This window comes from Treponema denticola ATCC 35405 (assembly GCF_000008185.1).
GTDB lineage: Bacteria > Spirochaetota > Spirochaetia > Treponematales > Treponemataceae > Treponema_B > Treponema_B denticola.
In genome coordinates this window covers 1339842-1355581 of record NC_002967.9, presented here as the reverse complement: position 1 = coordinate 1355581, position 15740 = coordinate 1339842, and the positions used below count along the sequence as shown (strand labels likewise).

General features: G+C 38.2%; 14 protein-coding genes. 2 read left to right on the top strand and 12 right to left on the bottom strand.

The genetic code is table 11. From position 1 onward, the window contains the following. Positions 1-27 precede the first annotated feature (27 nt). Entirely contained in the window at positions 28-522 is a 495-nt protein-coding gene (locus TDE_RS06305) for a CPBP family intramembrane glutamic endopeptidase (RefSeq protein WP_002678850.1), read from the top strand. Here the strand turns inward: TDE_RS06305 and TDE_RS13270 are convergent. The 10 genes from TDE_RS13270 to TDE_RS06260 all read right to left on the bottom strand — a co-directional run bounded on the left by TDE_RS13270 (position 498) and on the right by TDE_RS06260 (position 14488). Then, on the bottom strand, positions 498-701 hold the full coding sequence (locus TDE_RS13270) for a hypothetical protein (RefSeq protein WP_002678849.1): 204 nt from the start codon (positions 699-701) through the stop codon (positions 498-500). The two genes, TDE_RS06305 and TDE_RS13270, sit on opposite strands and share 25 nt — an antisense overlap. Further along, on the bottom strand, positions 689-2425 hold the full coding sequence (locus TDE_RS06300) for a motility associated factor glycosyltransferase family protein (protein ID WP_002678848.1): 1737 nt from the start codon (positions 2423-2425) through the stop codon (positions 689-691). The genes TDE_RS13270 and TDE_RS06300 overlap by 13 nt, the downstream gene beginning before the upstream one ends. After that, a complete protein-coding gene (locus TDE_RS06295) occupies positions 2406-4268 on the bottom strand; it encodes a penicillin-binding protein (RefSeq protein WP_002678847.1) in 1863 nt (620 codons plus the stop codon). Before TDE_RS06295 ends, TDE_RS06300 begins: the two co-directional genes overlap by 20 nt. Further along, complete coding sequence (gene lepB, locus TDE_RS06290) at positions 4256-4792, bottom strand: signal peptidase I (protein ID WP_010956947.1); 537 nt, start codon at positions 4790-4792, stop codon at positions 4256-4258. The genes TDE_RS06295 and lepB overlap by 13 nt, the downstream gene beginning before the upstream one ends. A gap of 14 nt (positions 4793-4806) precedes the next feature. Next, a complete protein-coding gene (locus TDE_RS06285) occupies positions 4807-6354 on the bottom strand; it encodes a helicase HerA-like domain-containing protein (protein ID WP_002678845.1) in 1548 nt (515 codons plus the stop codon). 112 nt (positions 6355-6466) lie between these two features. Continuing rightward, the gene (locus TDE_RS06280; RefSeq protein WP_002678844.1) at positions 6467-8071 is read right to left on the bottom strand and encodes an ATP-binding cassette domain-containing protein; all 1605 of its coding nucleotides are present in this window, start codon (positions 8069-8071) and stop codon (positions 6467-6469) included. A 110-nt stretch (positions 8072-8181) separates the two neighbouring features. Continuing rightward, on the bottom strand, positions 8182-9480 hold the full coding sequence (locus tag TDE_RS06275; RefSeq protein ID WP_002678843.1) for a metallopeptidase TldD-related protein: 1299 nt from the start codon (positions 9478-9480) through the stop codon (positions 8182-8184). Continuing rightward, positions 9480-10907 carry a TldD/PmbA family protein gene (locus TDE_RS06270; protein ID WP_002678842.1) on the bottom strand — a complete coding sequence of 476 codons (1428 nt, stop codon included), beginning with the start codon at positions 10905-10907 and terminating at the stop codon, positions 9480-9482. The genes TDE_RS06275 and TDE_RS06270 overlap by 1 nt, the downstream gene beginning before the upstream one ends. A gap of 44 nt (positions 10908-10951) precedes the next feature. Continuing rightward, positions 10952-12979, bottom strand: coding sequence for a transketolase (gene tkt, locus TDE_RS06265; protein ID WP_002678841.1), 2028 nt, complete (start codon positions 12977-12979; stop codon positions 10952-10954). Between the two features lie 21 nt (positions 12980-13000). Further along, positions 13001-14488, bottom strand: coding sequence for a hypothetical protein (locus tag TDE_RS06260; protein ID WP_002678830.1), 1488 nt, complete (start codon positions 14486-14488; stop codon positions 13001-13003). A gap of 129 nt (positions 14489-14617) precedes the next feature. Between TDE_RS06260 and TDE_RS06255 the strand changes: the two genes are divergently transcribed. Further along, entirely contained in the window at positions 14618-15040 is a 423-nt protein-coding gene (locus TDE_RS06255; protein ID WP_002678829.1) for a hypothetical protein, read from the top strand. Positions 15041-15123: 83 nt separating this feature from the next. Here TDE_RS06255 and TDE_RS06250 read toward each other — a convergent pair whose 3' ends face one another. Beyond that, positions 15124-15486, bottom strand: coding sequence for a helix-turn-helix domain-containing protein (locus TDE_RS06250; protein WP_002678826.1), 363 nt, complete (start codon positions 15484-15486; stop codon positions 15124-15126). Positions 15487-15573: 87 nt separating this feature from the next. After that, the gene (locus TDE_RS13265) at positions 15574-15720 is read right to left on the bottom strand and encodes a hypothetical protein (protein ID WP_164920584.1); all 147 of its coding nucleotides are present in this window, start codon (positions 15718-15720) and stop codon (positions 15574-15576) included. Positions 15721-15740: the final 20 nt, after the last annotated feature.

Sequence of the window (15740 nt, the reverse complement as noted above, 5' to 3'; positions counted from 1 at the left end):
TCTCTTTGTGATATAATACCATAAATTATGCATTTTGATAAGAAGACTCTAAGGTTTTTACTTGAATTTATCTTCATTTTCACCATTTTTGTCCTTCCTCCGATGTTAAATAAGAGGGATTTTACCCCGCCGCCTCAGCCAGAAGGCTTTTTTTATGTTTTAGTCTTTATATCAAAAATAGTTTTTTTTGCAGCCTATGAAGAAATTCTATACCGAATATATTTACCGTATAGAATAAAAAGCTTTTACGGAGAAAATCCTGAAAGTTTTAAATCGGCCTTTGCCGTCTATGAAATTCTTCCGGTCATTTTTTTTGCTCTGGCTCACCGTTATTTAGGTCCCTTTAATGTGCTTTATGCTGCGGCCGCAGGAATAATTTTTAGAGTATTATATGTCCTTATACAAAAAAAAGCCTCTACAAAATGCAGCATAACAATAGCAAGTATAAAAGCGGCTCTTTGCGTTATAGTGCTTCACTCTGTCCATAACGGAATCATCTATCTTTTGATTTTTAAAGGATAAATTAAGGCACAGGTTTCGTATATCTTTTTGTATATTAAAAAATTTTCTTCATATACGGAGATAAAAGATTTGCTCTTAAGAGGCTTGTTTTCATCTCCATCAAGCAAGAGATCAAAACCTATTATGGTATTGGTCTTATCGGTTTTTATTTTTTCGTCGATAAGGTTTAAGTTTTCCATACTTTTTTTATGATAGAATCTTCAAGAGGCTTTCCGGTTTTTAAAGAGTCTAAGAGGTTCAGACATATATCCATACCCTCCCTTGCAAGCTTCATGGTTTTTTCCAAATCGGTACTTAATTCTTTTAAGGCAGAGGAAAGGTTTGGAGAACTAAAGCTACCTTCTTTTTTATAAGAAGACAAGTTAAATAAGGCACTCATCTTTTCGATTTTTATTTTTTTTGAAAGAGGCGAAGCTTTTGCTTTAAGTAAAAACTCTTCCATACTTAGGGCCGGCATATTCGGAATCTTTAATCCCCGCGGTAAAAGGTTATAAGTTTTAATATCGGGGAACTCGGCAATCTTACTTTCAAACCACCACGCATACATCTGCATTCTCTTGTCGCTTAAAACCTTTCCCTCATAGCCTTCTTTTAATTGGGGCGAGGCGGAATAAAGGCTTAGATGCGAAGCTGTTTCCGAAGGAAAAAACCGGTTTGAAAAAGCGTTCACATCTTCTTCAAATCGGCTTCCCTTAAAGTGGGTTTGAAAATCGGGAAAGGCTAAATCGAGGCCTGCAAAAATAATTTCAGAACAGCCTAAAATTCTTGCAAAATCCCAGCAAGCTGTTGCAACGGAACCGCCGGTAACAAGTTTACCCTTTTCGCCTATAAGTTTTTCTATATATTGAGCAAGGGGAAACATGGAAGTGCATAAAAACTTGGCTCTTGTTTTAAGACGGAAAACGGCCGGATATACGGAAGATTCGGTAATAAGAATCGAATCCGAAATGTCGAGGTCTGAAAGATGAAGATAGTTCCAATATTGAGCATCCATTAAAAGAATAAAGTCGGGTTTTAGGCCATGCCTATGACAAGCCCTTACAGCCGTATCTGCCGCAATGATTATAAACTTATCTTCATTTTCTTTTACAAGATTTATCGTGTCATCTAAGCCGGGGCCGGCAGCAATTATCAAAGCAGGACAAGAAGCAAAAATGTTTTCTATTTTATTGATGCCAAAAAGACCTTCGGTTTGTTTTATATTTTTTAAAAAATTTTTAAGCCAAAGTTTTCCGAATTTTTTTAAGGTATTTTTGTTTAAATTTGTTTTTTCATTCCTTCGTTTTTTTAAGGCCTCAAACTCTGAAAACCAAGAAGAACTTACATCAATCAAGGACTGAATTTTAAAAATCGGAGTATCAAAAAAAGATTTGCTTTCAAAAAAATCCAACACATCTTTCGGATAAAGACCTAAAAGAAGAATCAGATTTTCGTGCATAAAAAAATCATCCAATGGACGGCTTTGTAAAAAAAGAAAAAAAACAAAGAGGTCGGGCTCGATTATAATCAACGAAGATTTAGGATATTTTTTTGCATAAAGCTCTTGAGCATAACCCAAACCAAGGCCGCAAAAAACACAAGAGCTTTTAGCCTTTTTATCTTCAAAAAAATCAAGAGAAATATTTTTTTCGGCCTCGCTTATAGGATTATATTTTGAATGAAGGTATTTTCCGTTTATGCGTGCAGTAAAAATCTTTTTATCTGTTTCTTTTAATTTTGCTTCTTCAAGATAATAGCTTTCAGGAATTCTTTCGGCAAATTGTTTAATACCGATTTCTGAGTCAAGGCCTAAGGCCGCAGAGAGCTCAGGAAAACGGCAGGTAAAAAGTTCCGCATTATAAAAAAGGTTCTTATACAAAATTTCACGATTACCGGCGCTTTCTTTATTCGAGATTGAGCTCAATTTTCATTCCTTTTTTAAGAGGTGTTCCGGGCGGAGGAGTTTGAGAGACGACATATCCGTCACCTGTAATTTTTACCGAAAAGTCTTTTTGTAAAAGAAGCTCAAGCAAAAGTTTTTTAGGAACGCCCGTTAAGTCGGGCATCTTATCTTTTAAAACGACAGGTTTATTTTCGCTTATGGGAATCCGCCCGGTGTGTTCAACGGTAGGAGCGTTTTCTCTTGCAAGTCCGAGATAATCTATAATTTCGTTCGAGGCCTCGGAAATTACGGGAGCCGCAATAACGGAGCCGTATATTTGTCCGACAGGTTTTATGACTGCCGTATACAAAATAATCTTTGGGTCATCTGCCGGAAAAATTCCTATACAGCTTGAAATAAAATCGGTCTTACTGTAGCCCCCGCCTTTCTCATTTGCCATCTGAGCTGTTCCGGTTTTTACGGCAATGGGAACTCCGTTGATAGAAGCCCTCCAAGCTATACCCTCTATGGAGCCCGTTCTCATATAGCTTAAAAGCAGATCGGCATTTTTTTCGGATATAACCTTGTTTAAAACCGAGGGCTTATGAAGGTAGACGATGTTTCCTTCCTTGTCGGCAACCTTCGAAATAAGAGAAAGCCTCAAAGTGTAACCCTTATTGGTGAATGCCGTTGCAGCTTCAACCAGCTGCAATGCTGAAACTCCTATTTCCTGTCCTATAGCGATTGTGTGCTTTGTACGTATAGACCAGTTTTGAGGAGGAGCAAGAAGACCGGCCGACTCTCCCGGAAGCTCTATATTGGTTTTGGAGCCGAAACCGAAGAGTTTAATCTTTTCATAAAAAGCATTTTTTTCGGTAATATCGGCAATCTGGGCAGTTGCATCGTTACACGAAAGGCGGATTATATCCCGCGGGCTTACCCTGCCATGAGTCTTTAAACAGGTAATGGGTTTTACATTGGGTCTGTTAAATTCAAAAAGAGCATTGCAGTCGTATACCTGCCCGTCCTTAGTAGTGCCCAATTCCAAAAAGGCGGCCATAGAAAATATCTTAAAAACCGACCCCGGCTCATAAACATAGTTTGCAGGACGATCAAGGCGCTGTTCAGGAGTGCTTTCGATAAAGTTTGCAAGGGAGGCAGAAGGAGAGTTCACATAGGCGAGGACCTCTCCGGTCTTTGCATCAACTGCAAGAAAAACGGCAGATTGAGCCTTTGTTTCTTCCATCGTTTTCGATATAATTTTTTCGAGCATGTATTGAATGTTTCCGTCTATACTGAGATAAACGTCGTAGCCTTTGCCAGTATAGCCCTTTGTTTCAGGAGGGGGAGAGAGAATATTTTGAAGAGAATATTCTACGCCTGTTTTACCCCTGCCGTCATCACCTAAAAAACCTACGACTGTAGAGGCTAAGGTATTTTCGGGATAGGTGCGGTTAAACACAGACTCAAACCTAATACCGCTTAATTTATTTTCATCTATAACGTTTTTAACCAAATCCCTTTCACTTTCGCTCATTCTTTTTTTTAAATATAAAAAATTGGATTTGGAATCTTGAATTTTTTCCAAGAGATCGGATTCATTTTGCATTAAAACAGGGGCCAAGACCTTCGCCGCCTCGGCAGGATTTTTCATAAGGGTTTTATCGGCATAAAGATTATAGATAGTTGTCTGAACTGCAAGGATTTTTTTATTTCTGTCATATATAGTCCCCCTTTCAGTCGAAACCTTAGGCGTAATCACTATAGGTTCTTTCATTATCATGTACTTTGCAAATTGGAGTATAAGCAAAACAACAAAAATAATTACAAGACTTATAAAAAACCAAAACCTAGGTTTTGAAATAAAACTATCTACTTCTTCCATATAAAAACCTTACCGTAAATACCGTCAACGAGGACAAAACCGTAATCGCGGGAATCATGAGACTCTTTTAGATTATCTCCCAAGGCTAAAACATAGCCCGCCGGAACCCGCACCTTTTCTTTATCGGACATACCGCCTAAATTGCGGAATTGTATAGCCGTCAAGGGTATATTTTTTCCGGAAACCTTCATCGAATAATCGTAATTGTACCCTAATTTTTTAGAAAATTCTATAGGTTCTTCCGAAATACCTAAACATCTTTTTATGGTAAAATGCCCGTCTTTTCGGTACACGATTATATCGCCGCTTTTAGGCCTTGCCCAACGAAAAATATACTTATTATTTAAAGGATGTTTTATACCGTAGGCAAACTTAAAAATAAATACACAGTCCCCGTCCTTTAAAGAAGGCTCCATAGAAGGGCCTGAAACCTTCTTTACATCAAAGACACAAGACTTGATAAAAGCAAAAAAAAATATAAAGCAAAAAAAATAAAAGAGTTTTCTTTTAGTTTTTTTAAACACCTTTTAGCCTTAACCTACTTAAACATCTTTTTTATCGAGCCGAAAACTCCGCGGGTAATTTCTCTGCCTACCGTGCGGGTCATGCTGTCAACCAAGACACGGCCCAGCCTCCCGGCTTCGCTTCTTTGTTTTTTATTTTGACTCTCTTCCAAACGGCACCTTGCATTTTCTGCCCGTATTCGGGCATTCTCGGCCCTGATTAAGGCCGCCTCTTCTTTTGCCTTTGCAGCAGCCTCCTTGGTAAGACGTTTTTCTTCAAGTTCTCTTTCGGCAACAAGCTTCTTTTCTTCAAACCGGTCCGTAAGAATTTCATAGGCGGATTCTCTGTCGATTATATCCTTGTACTTATAAAGAAGGGGAGACTCTTCAACAATAGCTTTAAGTTTTGCCTCTCCTACGGTTCCTATCTTACTCTTAGGGGGAGCTATCAGAACCCTTTGACTTACAGATGGACTTCCGTCTTCCTGTAAGAGGGAAACAAGGGCTTCACCCGTTTTAAGTTCGGTAAGGACCTTAGCCGTATCGAATTTAGGATTAGCTCTGAAGGTTTCGGCCGAAAGCTTTATAGCCTTTTGGTCCTTGGGAGTAAATGCCCTGAGAGCATGTTGAAATTTATTTCCCAACTGGCTTAAAATACTTTCAGGCAAATCGGCAGGATTTTGCGTAACAAAAAAAACTGCAACACCCTTTGAACGGATAAGCCTGATCATGGTCTCTATCTTTTCGATGAGGACTGAAGATAAATTATTAAAAAGAAGATGAGCTTCATCAAAAAAGAAAACGATTTTCGGTTTTTCCGTGTCTCCGGCTTCAGGGAGGTTTTCATAGAGCTCGGACAAAAACCAAAGCAAAAATGTCGAATAAAGATTAGGCCTTTGATAGAGGCTCGTAGAATTTAAAATGTTTATATAGCCCCTTCCGTCCGAGGTAAGTTTAAAAAAATCGGCAATATCCAAGGCAGGCTCTGCAAAAAAGTTATCGGCCCCCTCTCCTTCCAAAATGAGGAGAGCCCGTTGAATTGCTCCTATTGAAGAGTCGGAAATATTACCGTATTTAAGCTTTAAGTCTTTGCTGTTTTCACCTATATAAACCAAGATTGATTTTAGGTCTTTTATATCCAAAAGGAGTAATCCATCTTCATCTGCTACTCTAAAGGCAATGTTGAGAACACCTGCTTGAACCTCGTTTAAATTTAAAAGTTTGGATAGAAGAAGGGGCCCCATCTCAGATATGGTAGTGCGTATCGGATGGCCGGTTTCTTTTAAGATACTCCAAAGGCGTATAGGATAGGATTTAAACTCGAATTCGGAAAGACCTAAAAGGCCAAGTCTTTCGTTTATTTTTTGATTAGCCTCGCCCTTTTCGGCAAAGCTGCATAAGTCTCCCTTTACATCGGGCAAAAAAACGGGGACACCCATGTCGCTAAAGGCCTCTGCAATTACCTTTAAGGTAATAGTCTTTCCTGTTCCCGTAGCCCCCGCAATGAGGCCGTGCCTATTTGCACGATTAGGTAGAAGCTCTACCCTGCTCTCTCCTACTCCGATAAAAATTCCTTTTTCCATTATAAGCCTCCCAATAACCCGACCTTAAACCGGCTCCCTCCGATTATCGGTCATTGTATGTACTATAAATCAATTTGAATATAATATCAATCCTTAATTTTTAAGAATTCCTTTATTCACTTCCAATTTTTAATATCCTTAAATCTGTATTGCCACTAAGAAATTTTTGTACCGCTTCATCATGTGATATGATAATTAAAATCTTATCCTTAGATTTATTAAGGACTTGGGTTAAAATTGAGTGAATAGAATTTATATCCAAATTAGCAAATGTTTCATCTAAAATAATTAAATCCTTTTCCGCAATGTTCAGCATCAGACGGGCCAAAGCAATCCGCTTTCTCTCTCCTCCTGAAACCTTATCAATTTCACTTGTACCTATGTGCTGTGTTAAATCTTTAATACCCGCAATTTTTGCTGCCGTCTCAAGCTCGGCATCAGAGTACCTATCATTAAACAATAAAATATTTTCTTTGACTGTTCCGCCGATTAAATATATATTTTGATGAATAATTCCTATTTTTTCTTTTAACGAATTTCTATCGATATTTTCAAACTGCACATCATTAAAAAGAATAGAACCTTTATAATCGATTTCTCCCAAAAGCGCATTGATTAAACTTGTCTTTCCTGCTCCGCTTTTACCGTTTATTAAATAAACATTATGTTTTGTAAATTCACAATTAAAACTGCTGAATATATTTTTATCATCATAAGAAACACTCAAGTTTTTGAGCTTTATATTATTTATTTCTTTGCAAATAATAGAAGCAGCATTTTCTTTTTCCTTTGCCAGTTTAAAAAAATCCTCTACAGGTTTTTTTAAGGCTTTAACATCTTTTGAATAAGTTCTTAATGTTAAAATACTATTAAAGACGGCAGCGTAGTTCATAGAATACATATACATTGCCAATATGGTACCTGTACTTACATCAGGCGAAATAAAAGTTTTATAGCAGATAATAATAGCGATACTTGTAAAATTGCCGATATATTGTAAATAACGGGATTGAGAGCTGGTCAGCATAAGAGAAATATGAGACGAAATATATTTTTTATTGATTTTTTCCAAATGTTTAAAAAAGCCGTTATAGGAAGCGTAATATTTTAAATCGAAATTTCCATATACGGCATCTTTCGCTAAAGCCATTACCTCCGTATAATTAGCTCTTTCATTTATTCTATCCTTGCTTATTTTATCTACAAGTTTTTTACTTACACAATAAAAAATTATATACCAAAGAATTGTTATCAAGCCCAATTTATAATCCAATAACAAAACAAACAATAATAAGGTCAGCACTTTAATGACAGTACTTATAGATATAAAATACTGCTTAATTACAGCTTCTTTTAATTGTTGAATATCGCTTGTTGCCATCCTTGATAGCTCGTCAGGACTCATTTTAGAAAACACTAAAGTTTTACTGTTCATCACTATCATTAAAAATTCTTTTAACAATTCCAAACCGATACCGTTTGTAAATTTCCAATAATATTTATCCGCCAAATAATCCGAAAAATATTGGACAAATCCGGCTGTTGTCAAGCCTCCCGCCAAAGCTAAAATTATTAACGGCGGACTATCAAGAAAATTATCCGAAATAAATTTTATTAAGGTGGGAATTCCTTGCGACAATAGCTGGGCCAGTATCATAAAGAGCGTAATTATTAATAATTCTTTTTTCTTAGACAGTATTAACTTAAATATCGACATAGTTTCTCCGTCCATAATAAGAAAGTCAACAAGGAAATATCTCTTTCCTCACTGACTTTCTATTGTCTTAAATCAACAAGCCTCCGCACGAATAAAACTTTCGGCTGGCACTAATCCCCCAATACTTCCATATTCGGAATCATAATGCTTTTAGGACCTAGATAGTTTGAATGCTGCACCCTTTCCTTTGAAAAGTAAAATTCTTTTTGGGCATCAAACATGTTTCCTGAAATTGAGCCGTTATTTATTATGTGCAGAGCCTTTCCGTCAAAATAGCGGGCAAGCCTAAACTCGCCGCCGAAGTCTCCGGTTACCTCATCCTGAAAAAAATCGGAAAAGGTTAATATTTCGACATAGGGCTCTTTTTTTAGGTCGGCTTCCGTTTTAGCTCCTGCACCGACTTCAAAATTTATTATATTGCCCGTAGGTTCTACATTTAAGTAATGAGCAAACTTTATAGAGCCGTGGTAAGTTTTTACGATGCCGTCCTTATAAAGCTCATGCTCTTTTAAAAGAAGACCATCCCCGTCGTAGGGAGCGGAATAAGGAGAGCCCGCCATATTGGGAACGAGCTTGATGTTAACCTTGTCTCCTTTTACCCCGCTTCCTTGAAAGTTTTCTCCCAACTTAGCAGCGGAAGACTTTGTATAAACCATCGAAGCGGAGGCTTGCGAAATATAAAAGTCAAAAAAAGAAGCGGCTGCCGTATTTGTGATTATTACATTGACCGATTTAAGGTGCTTGGCTTTTTCGGCGAGAGCCCTTTCTTCAGTTTCCTTTAATTGCTCCGAAACCATATTGTCTATGAGCTTTTCACTTTCAGTCGAAAAAGAATTATCCCCGTAAATTTCAACTTCTTCTTTACCGATAGAACAATCGGTTATAACTTCGATATAGCCCTTGTATTTTTTAAACCGAACATCCACGCCTTCGGAGTTTACTATTTGGACTTCCATGTTGTCGATAAAGATTTCGGTAGAGTTGATTTCGGCCTTCGTATCCCGCTTTTTATAAATTGCTTTTTGAATCTTGACCAATTCTTCATTTAAGTTTTCGGTATCGAATGAAGAAGAAAGACTAAAGGGCTTTTCGGAAGAGGGACGGCTAAGAGGATACCATTCGTTTTTAACAAATTGGGCGGCAAAGGCAGCCTCTTCAATTTTTTTGTTTATTTCCTCTTCGTCCATTGTGGGCGAAAGGCTTGCATCGGCAGAACCTCTGTATTTTTTTCCGGCCTCTTCAAAATCTTTATAAACCGTGAGCGAGGTATGAAGAACATTTTTTGCACGGTTCATATCCATTTTATCCCTTACCAAAAACATCTCGCCCGATCTTATCTTTGTAAGAACAAGCCTGTATCCGTCTATGTTTTTTTTATTCTTTAAAATAGAAATTATCTTATCTTTCATTATCCAAGTCTCCCGCGTGCCTTAATATATCCGCCTCCTGCAGAGGTTCTTACATATTCTTTATAACCCTTTCCGCAAAAACCGGAGCCTTCCAGTTCAAAGTCTTCTTCGCCTGAAATCATAGAAATAGAGGAAAGGAGCTCGGGAACATAGCCGGTTAAAAAAATCGGGCCGACTATTTTACCTGTAAGTTTTCCGTCCTTTATTTCGTATCCCTTTTCGACGGCACATTGAATACCCCAGTTTTTAGGATCTTCCATTCCGCTAAAATAGCCGTCCAAAAGATAGCCAAAATCTACGGACTTTATCATTTCATCGAGGGAAGAATTTTTTGTACTGAAAAAGGTGTTGGTCATTCGGGTGTAGGCCTTGCGCTCAAAGGATTCCCGTTTTCCGTTGCCTGTGGGCTTTATACCTAAGCTCAAGGCCGAAAGGGTATCGCAGATTCCCCGCTTTAAAATTCCTTTTTCGATAATCTGCGTATCTTGAGCCAAGACTCCTTCATCATCAAAAAGATAGGAAGAAACCTGCTCCGCAGCGGCAGCCCCGTCGTGCATATCGGTAATTTCGGAAGCAACCTTCTTGCCGATAAACTCCTTAGCCTTTGCGCGGTTTTTAACGAACATATCCATCTCGACCCCATGGCCGAAAGCTTCATGGGCTATAAGGCCCGTAACATTTTGCTTACAGATAATATCGTAAACTCCGGGCTTAATCCTTTCGGCATCCAAAAGTTCCTTTGTAGCATCAATGCTTTTTTTGATATTGTCTTCAACCTTGTGTAAAATTTCCATACCGCAGTTTCCCGAAAAGTCTTGGAAGCTGTATTTTACGGATTCTCCCTTTTTTAAATACGGACTAAGATAAGAAATTGCATAAGCATAAGCCTGCTCCAAATCTTTTTTTTGTGAAAGGAAGATTTTACAAACGGAAACCTCTTCATACCTGACCTGAAAATCTATCATTTCTGGACAATAGTCAAATCCCTTTTTCATTACGGATTCAAGCCTTTTTATTTTTTGCTCGTCATTCATCGAATCAAAACTTTCTTTTACTTCGGCATAAAAACTTTTTGTTAAAGATTCTTCCTCGATTACAGGATACTTAATTCTTTCAAGGTTTTTCGATTTTAAAAACTCGATATCGGTTTTAGCAATACGCCTGATTTCTTTTTTGATATTTTCGGCATCAATTACATCGAAAGAATATTCCGAATATCCCAGACCGTTATAAACCCGCAAGACAAAACCTCTTTCGGTCGAAAAAGAATCCCCAACCGAAACAGCCGTTTTACGTACCGAATAAGATTTTCCCTTTGAGTCACTCCCCAAAATCGAAACATATTCAAATTCTTTAGAAAGCTCTTCTATCAGTTTTTTTAAGACAGGTTTACTGTCCGTTAAAAACTTACTCATCTTTTGCTTCATCTTTATAATACCTCCAAATTGGGCTTAAAGTTCAAATAAAATTATTAATTTTTCTCTATCAGCTTTGCCAAGTTTTCTGACGTAAAGCCTAGGTGTTCTGCGACCTTGGCTCCGGGGGCTGAGGTGCCGAAACCCTCAATCGAAAAATTATCGCACTTACAACCTGTCCAGCCTTCCCAGCCTTGGGCGACTCCAGCCTCGGCGGTAACAACACGGATATGCTTTTTACATCCGCCCAAAACTCCATGTTTAAAATCCTTAGGCGAGTTTTCAAACCTTTCTTTCGACATAACGGAGACAACTCTGACCTTTTTATCCTTTACAAGACTTGCAGCCTTTACTGCCATACTTACCTCGGAGCCCGTAGCCAAGACCGTTACGTCAGGAGTTCTATCCGGCTTGCCTACCGTACAGCCTGAGGCCGAAGCCTCTACATCCTTTACAATGTATGCACCGTTTTTAATCGATTCCCTCCAAAAAAGATCGCTCTTTTCCAAGACAGGTAAATTTTGGCGGCTCAAGATTAAACATACGGGGCCGTCCTTGTGTAAGAGAGCCTGCTTCCATGCTTCCCCTGTTTCCTCCGCATCGGCAGGGCGTAAAACAAGAACATTCGGAATAGCCCGCAATGAGGCTAAAAGTTCTATGGGCTGATGGGTGGGGCCGTCCTCCCCTACAAAGATTGAATCATGGGTAAATACATAGATTGAAGGAAGCTTCATAAGGGCAGCAAGGCGGAGAGCCGGGCGTAAATAATCGGCAAAGACCAAGAAGGTCGCACAAAATGCCCTAAAACCTCCGTGAAGCTGAATACCGTTTGTGATTGTCCCCATTGCAAATTCCCTGATACCGAAATAAATATATCTTCCCGAAGGATTTTGATGAGAAAAGGCTGAAATTCCGTCCAAGCCTACGGCATTGGGGCCTTCCAAGTCGGCAGAACCTCCGACAAGATTGGGAAGGACTTTTGCAAACTCGTTTAAGGCCTTTTTTGAAGCGGCACGGGTTGCAAGACTCTCATCTTTTTTGAACTCAGGGAGCTTTACAGATTTTACAAGGGCTTCATCAGCTCCGCCTTGGGCAAAGGAAAGATCCCATTCTTTTCTTTTTTCGGGATTGGCTTTTGACCAGACTTCAAAGGTTTTATTCCATTCGGCTTCAGCAAGAGCCAGCTCTTCATTTCTCTTTTTAAAGAAAGCATAAGCTTCTTCTGCAACATAGAAATCGCCTTTTCCTTCGAGTAAAAGATTTTTCTTGGCTTCGGCAATGCCGTCTTTTCCTAAGGGAGCGCCGTGTGCCTTGTTTTTGCCTGCAACCGTCGGAGCCCCCTGACCTATAACGGACTTTAAGATAATAAGAGTCGGCCTTTCATCTTTTTTAGCTTCAAGAGTCAGGCGTTCAATATCTTCAAAGGAGTACATCGAACCGCGCAATACCTGCCAGCCGTAGGCCTTGTACCTTTCTTCGATGTTTTCGGTAAATGTTAAGTCGGTCGAACCGTCAATTGTAATCTTATTTTCATCATAATAAACAATGAGCTTTCCTAATTTTAAGTGGCCTGCCAAACTGGAGCTTTCGGAGGAAACGCCCTCCATCAAACAGCCCTCCCCTACAAGGGCATAAGTATAATGGTCTACTATTTTATGCTCGGCTGTGTTAAAGCGGGCGGCAAGCATTTTTTCGGCAATGGCCATACCTACGGCTGTAGAAATTCCTTGACCCAAGGGCCCTGTGGTAGTTTCAACACCGGGAGTGTCGCCGTATTCGGGATGCCCCGGACATTTGGAGCCGAGCTGCCTAAAACTTTTTATATCTTCGATTGAAACATCGTAGCCTGAAATATGTAAGGCTGAATACAAAAGCATCGAACCGTGGCCTGCAGAAAGCACAAAGCGGTCCCTGTCTTTCCAATCCGGATTTTTAGGATTGTGTTTTAAGATTTTAGCATACAGGGCAGCACCCAATTCGGCAGCTCCCAAAGGCAGCCCCGGATGCCCTGAGTTGGCTTTTTCGATTGCGTCCATCGAAAGACTTCTGATTGAAAGAGCAATAGCTTCCAGTTCGTTTTTCATAAAAAACCTCCAAGATTATTTTTAGGTGAGAGCCGATATTTTATTTCTGATTTCGACCTTCACATCAGTATATACATAAGACAGATTTTCAAGAGACATAGACATTACTTCAATAAAATTAGAATCTTCCGGAGACATAGAAGAAACGAATTCGCTCCACTGAAAAATCTTGTCAAAAATTTGATAAATTATTAAGGCTGATTGACCATCAAAGTCCGATGTTTTTAATTTACGTTCATCAAGCTCATTAAAAAACAGAACAAGATTTTTATAAAAGTCTACCAAGTCTGCGCGTAAATCTTTTGAACCATCGTCCTTAAATGGATTATATAGGTTAACCCAATAATCGTAATGCATCTCCAAATAAGTTTTACACTTTGAAGATACGGTTTTATAGTTATTTATAAACTCCGGAATAAAGAAGTCTAAAGATTCTTTTATAAAAAGTCCTTTTACCTCATCATCAAAGCGGGCCACATAATGTGAAGATAAAAAATCCAGAACAAAGCAATCTATAACGGCCTCCGTAACAGGCCTGTTTATAGAATTAAAAAAATTGTCCTCTTTACTTTCGTTATAAGGATAATAAAACCAGCTGTTGGGACAGGCTATCGGTTCATCTAAAACTCCAAATTTTTCTTCGATACCGTAAGGCATAACACCGAATACATCCTTACGTTCAAAAAACAATTCCATCGGCGCTGCATTTTCATTAAAAAGAGCATCTTCAGCCAAAAAGAAAGCAAAGGAAAGAATCTCTTGAGTTGTCGAGTCCATAGGTAATATCTTTAAGGAAGAGCGGACGGCCGTTTCAAATAGACTGAACCAATTCGAAATATCATCTTCTAAAAGCTCATGGCTTTCTTTTAAGATTTCAAATTCCGCATTTGCCCAATCCTTGATATGCACAAAAAAACGCATAGGATAATCGAAATTACATTCATCAAAAACGGCCGAGAAATCCCAAGCAGTTACGGCAAAACGGGCTTCGGGATTAAAACTATCATGTAAACGGGAAAAGGTCTCTACATTTTCTTCATAGTCTTCACATAAAATATTGGAAAGATCGCTTTCGGTATATAAAAAATAAAAGGAAAAAATTCTATCAAAGCTCAAATACACCCTGCGTTTGGGGATTTCTTTTCCCTCATAAAAAAGCTTTGACTCATGAGCATATTTATCTGCCGGCAAAAAGGGTAAAAACCGCGAGCCGGGGATAAAAATTTTCATTTCATTTTCCGTATCCGAAATTTGCACACAAAATTTCTTGCCGGTAAAAAATCCGTGCTTGCTAATCCATACCCCGTCATCCGAATCGGGATCAGGAAAAAAATACGCGAGCGACAAGGAAATTAAAAAAATACCCAAAGTAGAATCATCAAAATTTTTTAGACCGATAAAATTTTTAAGATCTTCAAGAGTAAAGGCTTCCCCAACATTTTTTAAAAATAAGTTAATTTTAGGCAATAATGGTTCTAATCGGTCAAACATTGTGCGGTATTTTAGCATATTAATCGTTTTTTTTCAAGATCGAGGAAAAAAGGTGTCGAAACTTGATTGAATGACAGAATGTGGGAAAAATGATATAATGGGATGGACGAAAAATTGACAAGTTAGAATTTAGAGGTAAATATATTAATGATGGATTTTATACATGATAGAAGCAGTAATATTCCTTTTAGCCTGCATGATAGTAAAATAAAGAAAATCATCTTTAATGACGACATATTGACATTAAAGATAGATAAATTATTTCAGTATACCGAAAATGGAGAAAAAAAATATTCCGGAGATGTCGTATTTTACGTCAGCGACTTAGATGAATGTAGTGTTTGGATATTCGACAAAATTGTTTATGAAGGAGATTTTTCCGGGAAAGCCATCGGGTTAAAAGAGTATATTGAAAATTTTTCCGGCATGGAGTTTGAAATTTTAACGGAAGGATACTTCGGCTATAACACAACATATACAGGCTGGCTTTGGGAAGAAGGAAAAGAGCCTGTGTCAGCCGCTATGTATATTTGGAATACCGGCGATATGGTTTATAGGATTGATGAATAAATTAGAATCTTTAACAATAAAGGAGCATAGACAAATATGTTATTTGAAGAAATTATGGTAAGTCATAGTGAAAAGAAAATCATCTATATAAACCGCCCTGCGTCTATACCGAAGATTTCAGAAAGCAAATAGGCGGTTTTGCGGCTTATAGGCTTTTGTCCTGTTTCCATGTTGGAGATGAACTGTTTTGTAACACCTAGTTTTTCGGCCAATTGTACTTGAGTAAGTTTATTAAGTGTTCGATAAAAACGCAAAGTCTTAGCAGGGGTTTGTCTTTTTTCGGCTTCTTTATACCAGTCCATCGTTGAAGCTTCAACATATTCAGTTTTATCGTCTTCAAGTATAAGATGTTTCTTATAGTAAGTTTTTAATATACTTAAAATATTTTCAGGAATATCGCCCGATACGGTAAAACTAGTATGGGGCATTTTCACGACTGCCAACATATTCGACCTCCACTATGAGTTTATTTTTTTCGCATCTCCATACCGCTACCCATTTATAAAGTAAATGGCAGTGATAGGTATTTGCACTCAATTTACAGTAGTTATGATTTTAGGCTGTACGGGACCTGATTTTTTTATGTCTAAAATTAGATTATGCAGAACATCTTGAGCTTTTTCAGGCATAAGCCTGATTATTTTATCCAATTTTTTAGGCATAACTACTGTATATTCCATATCCATATGGTAATATATTT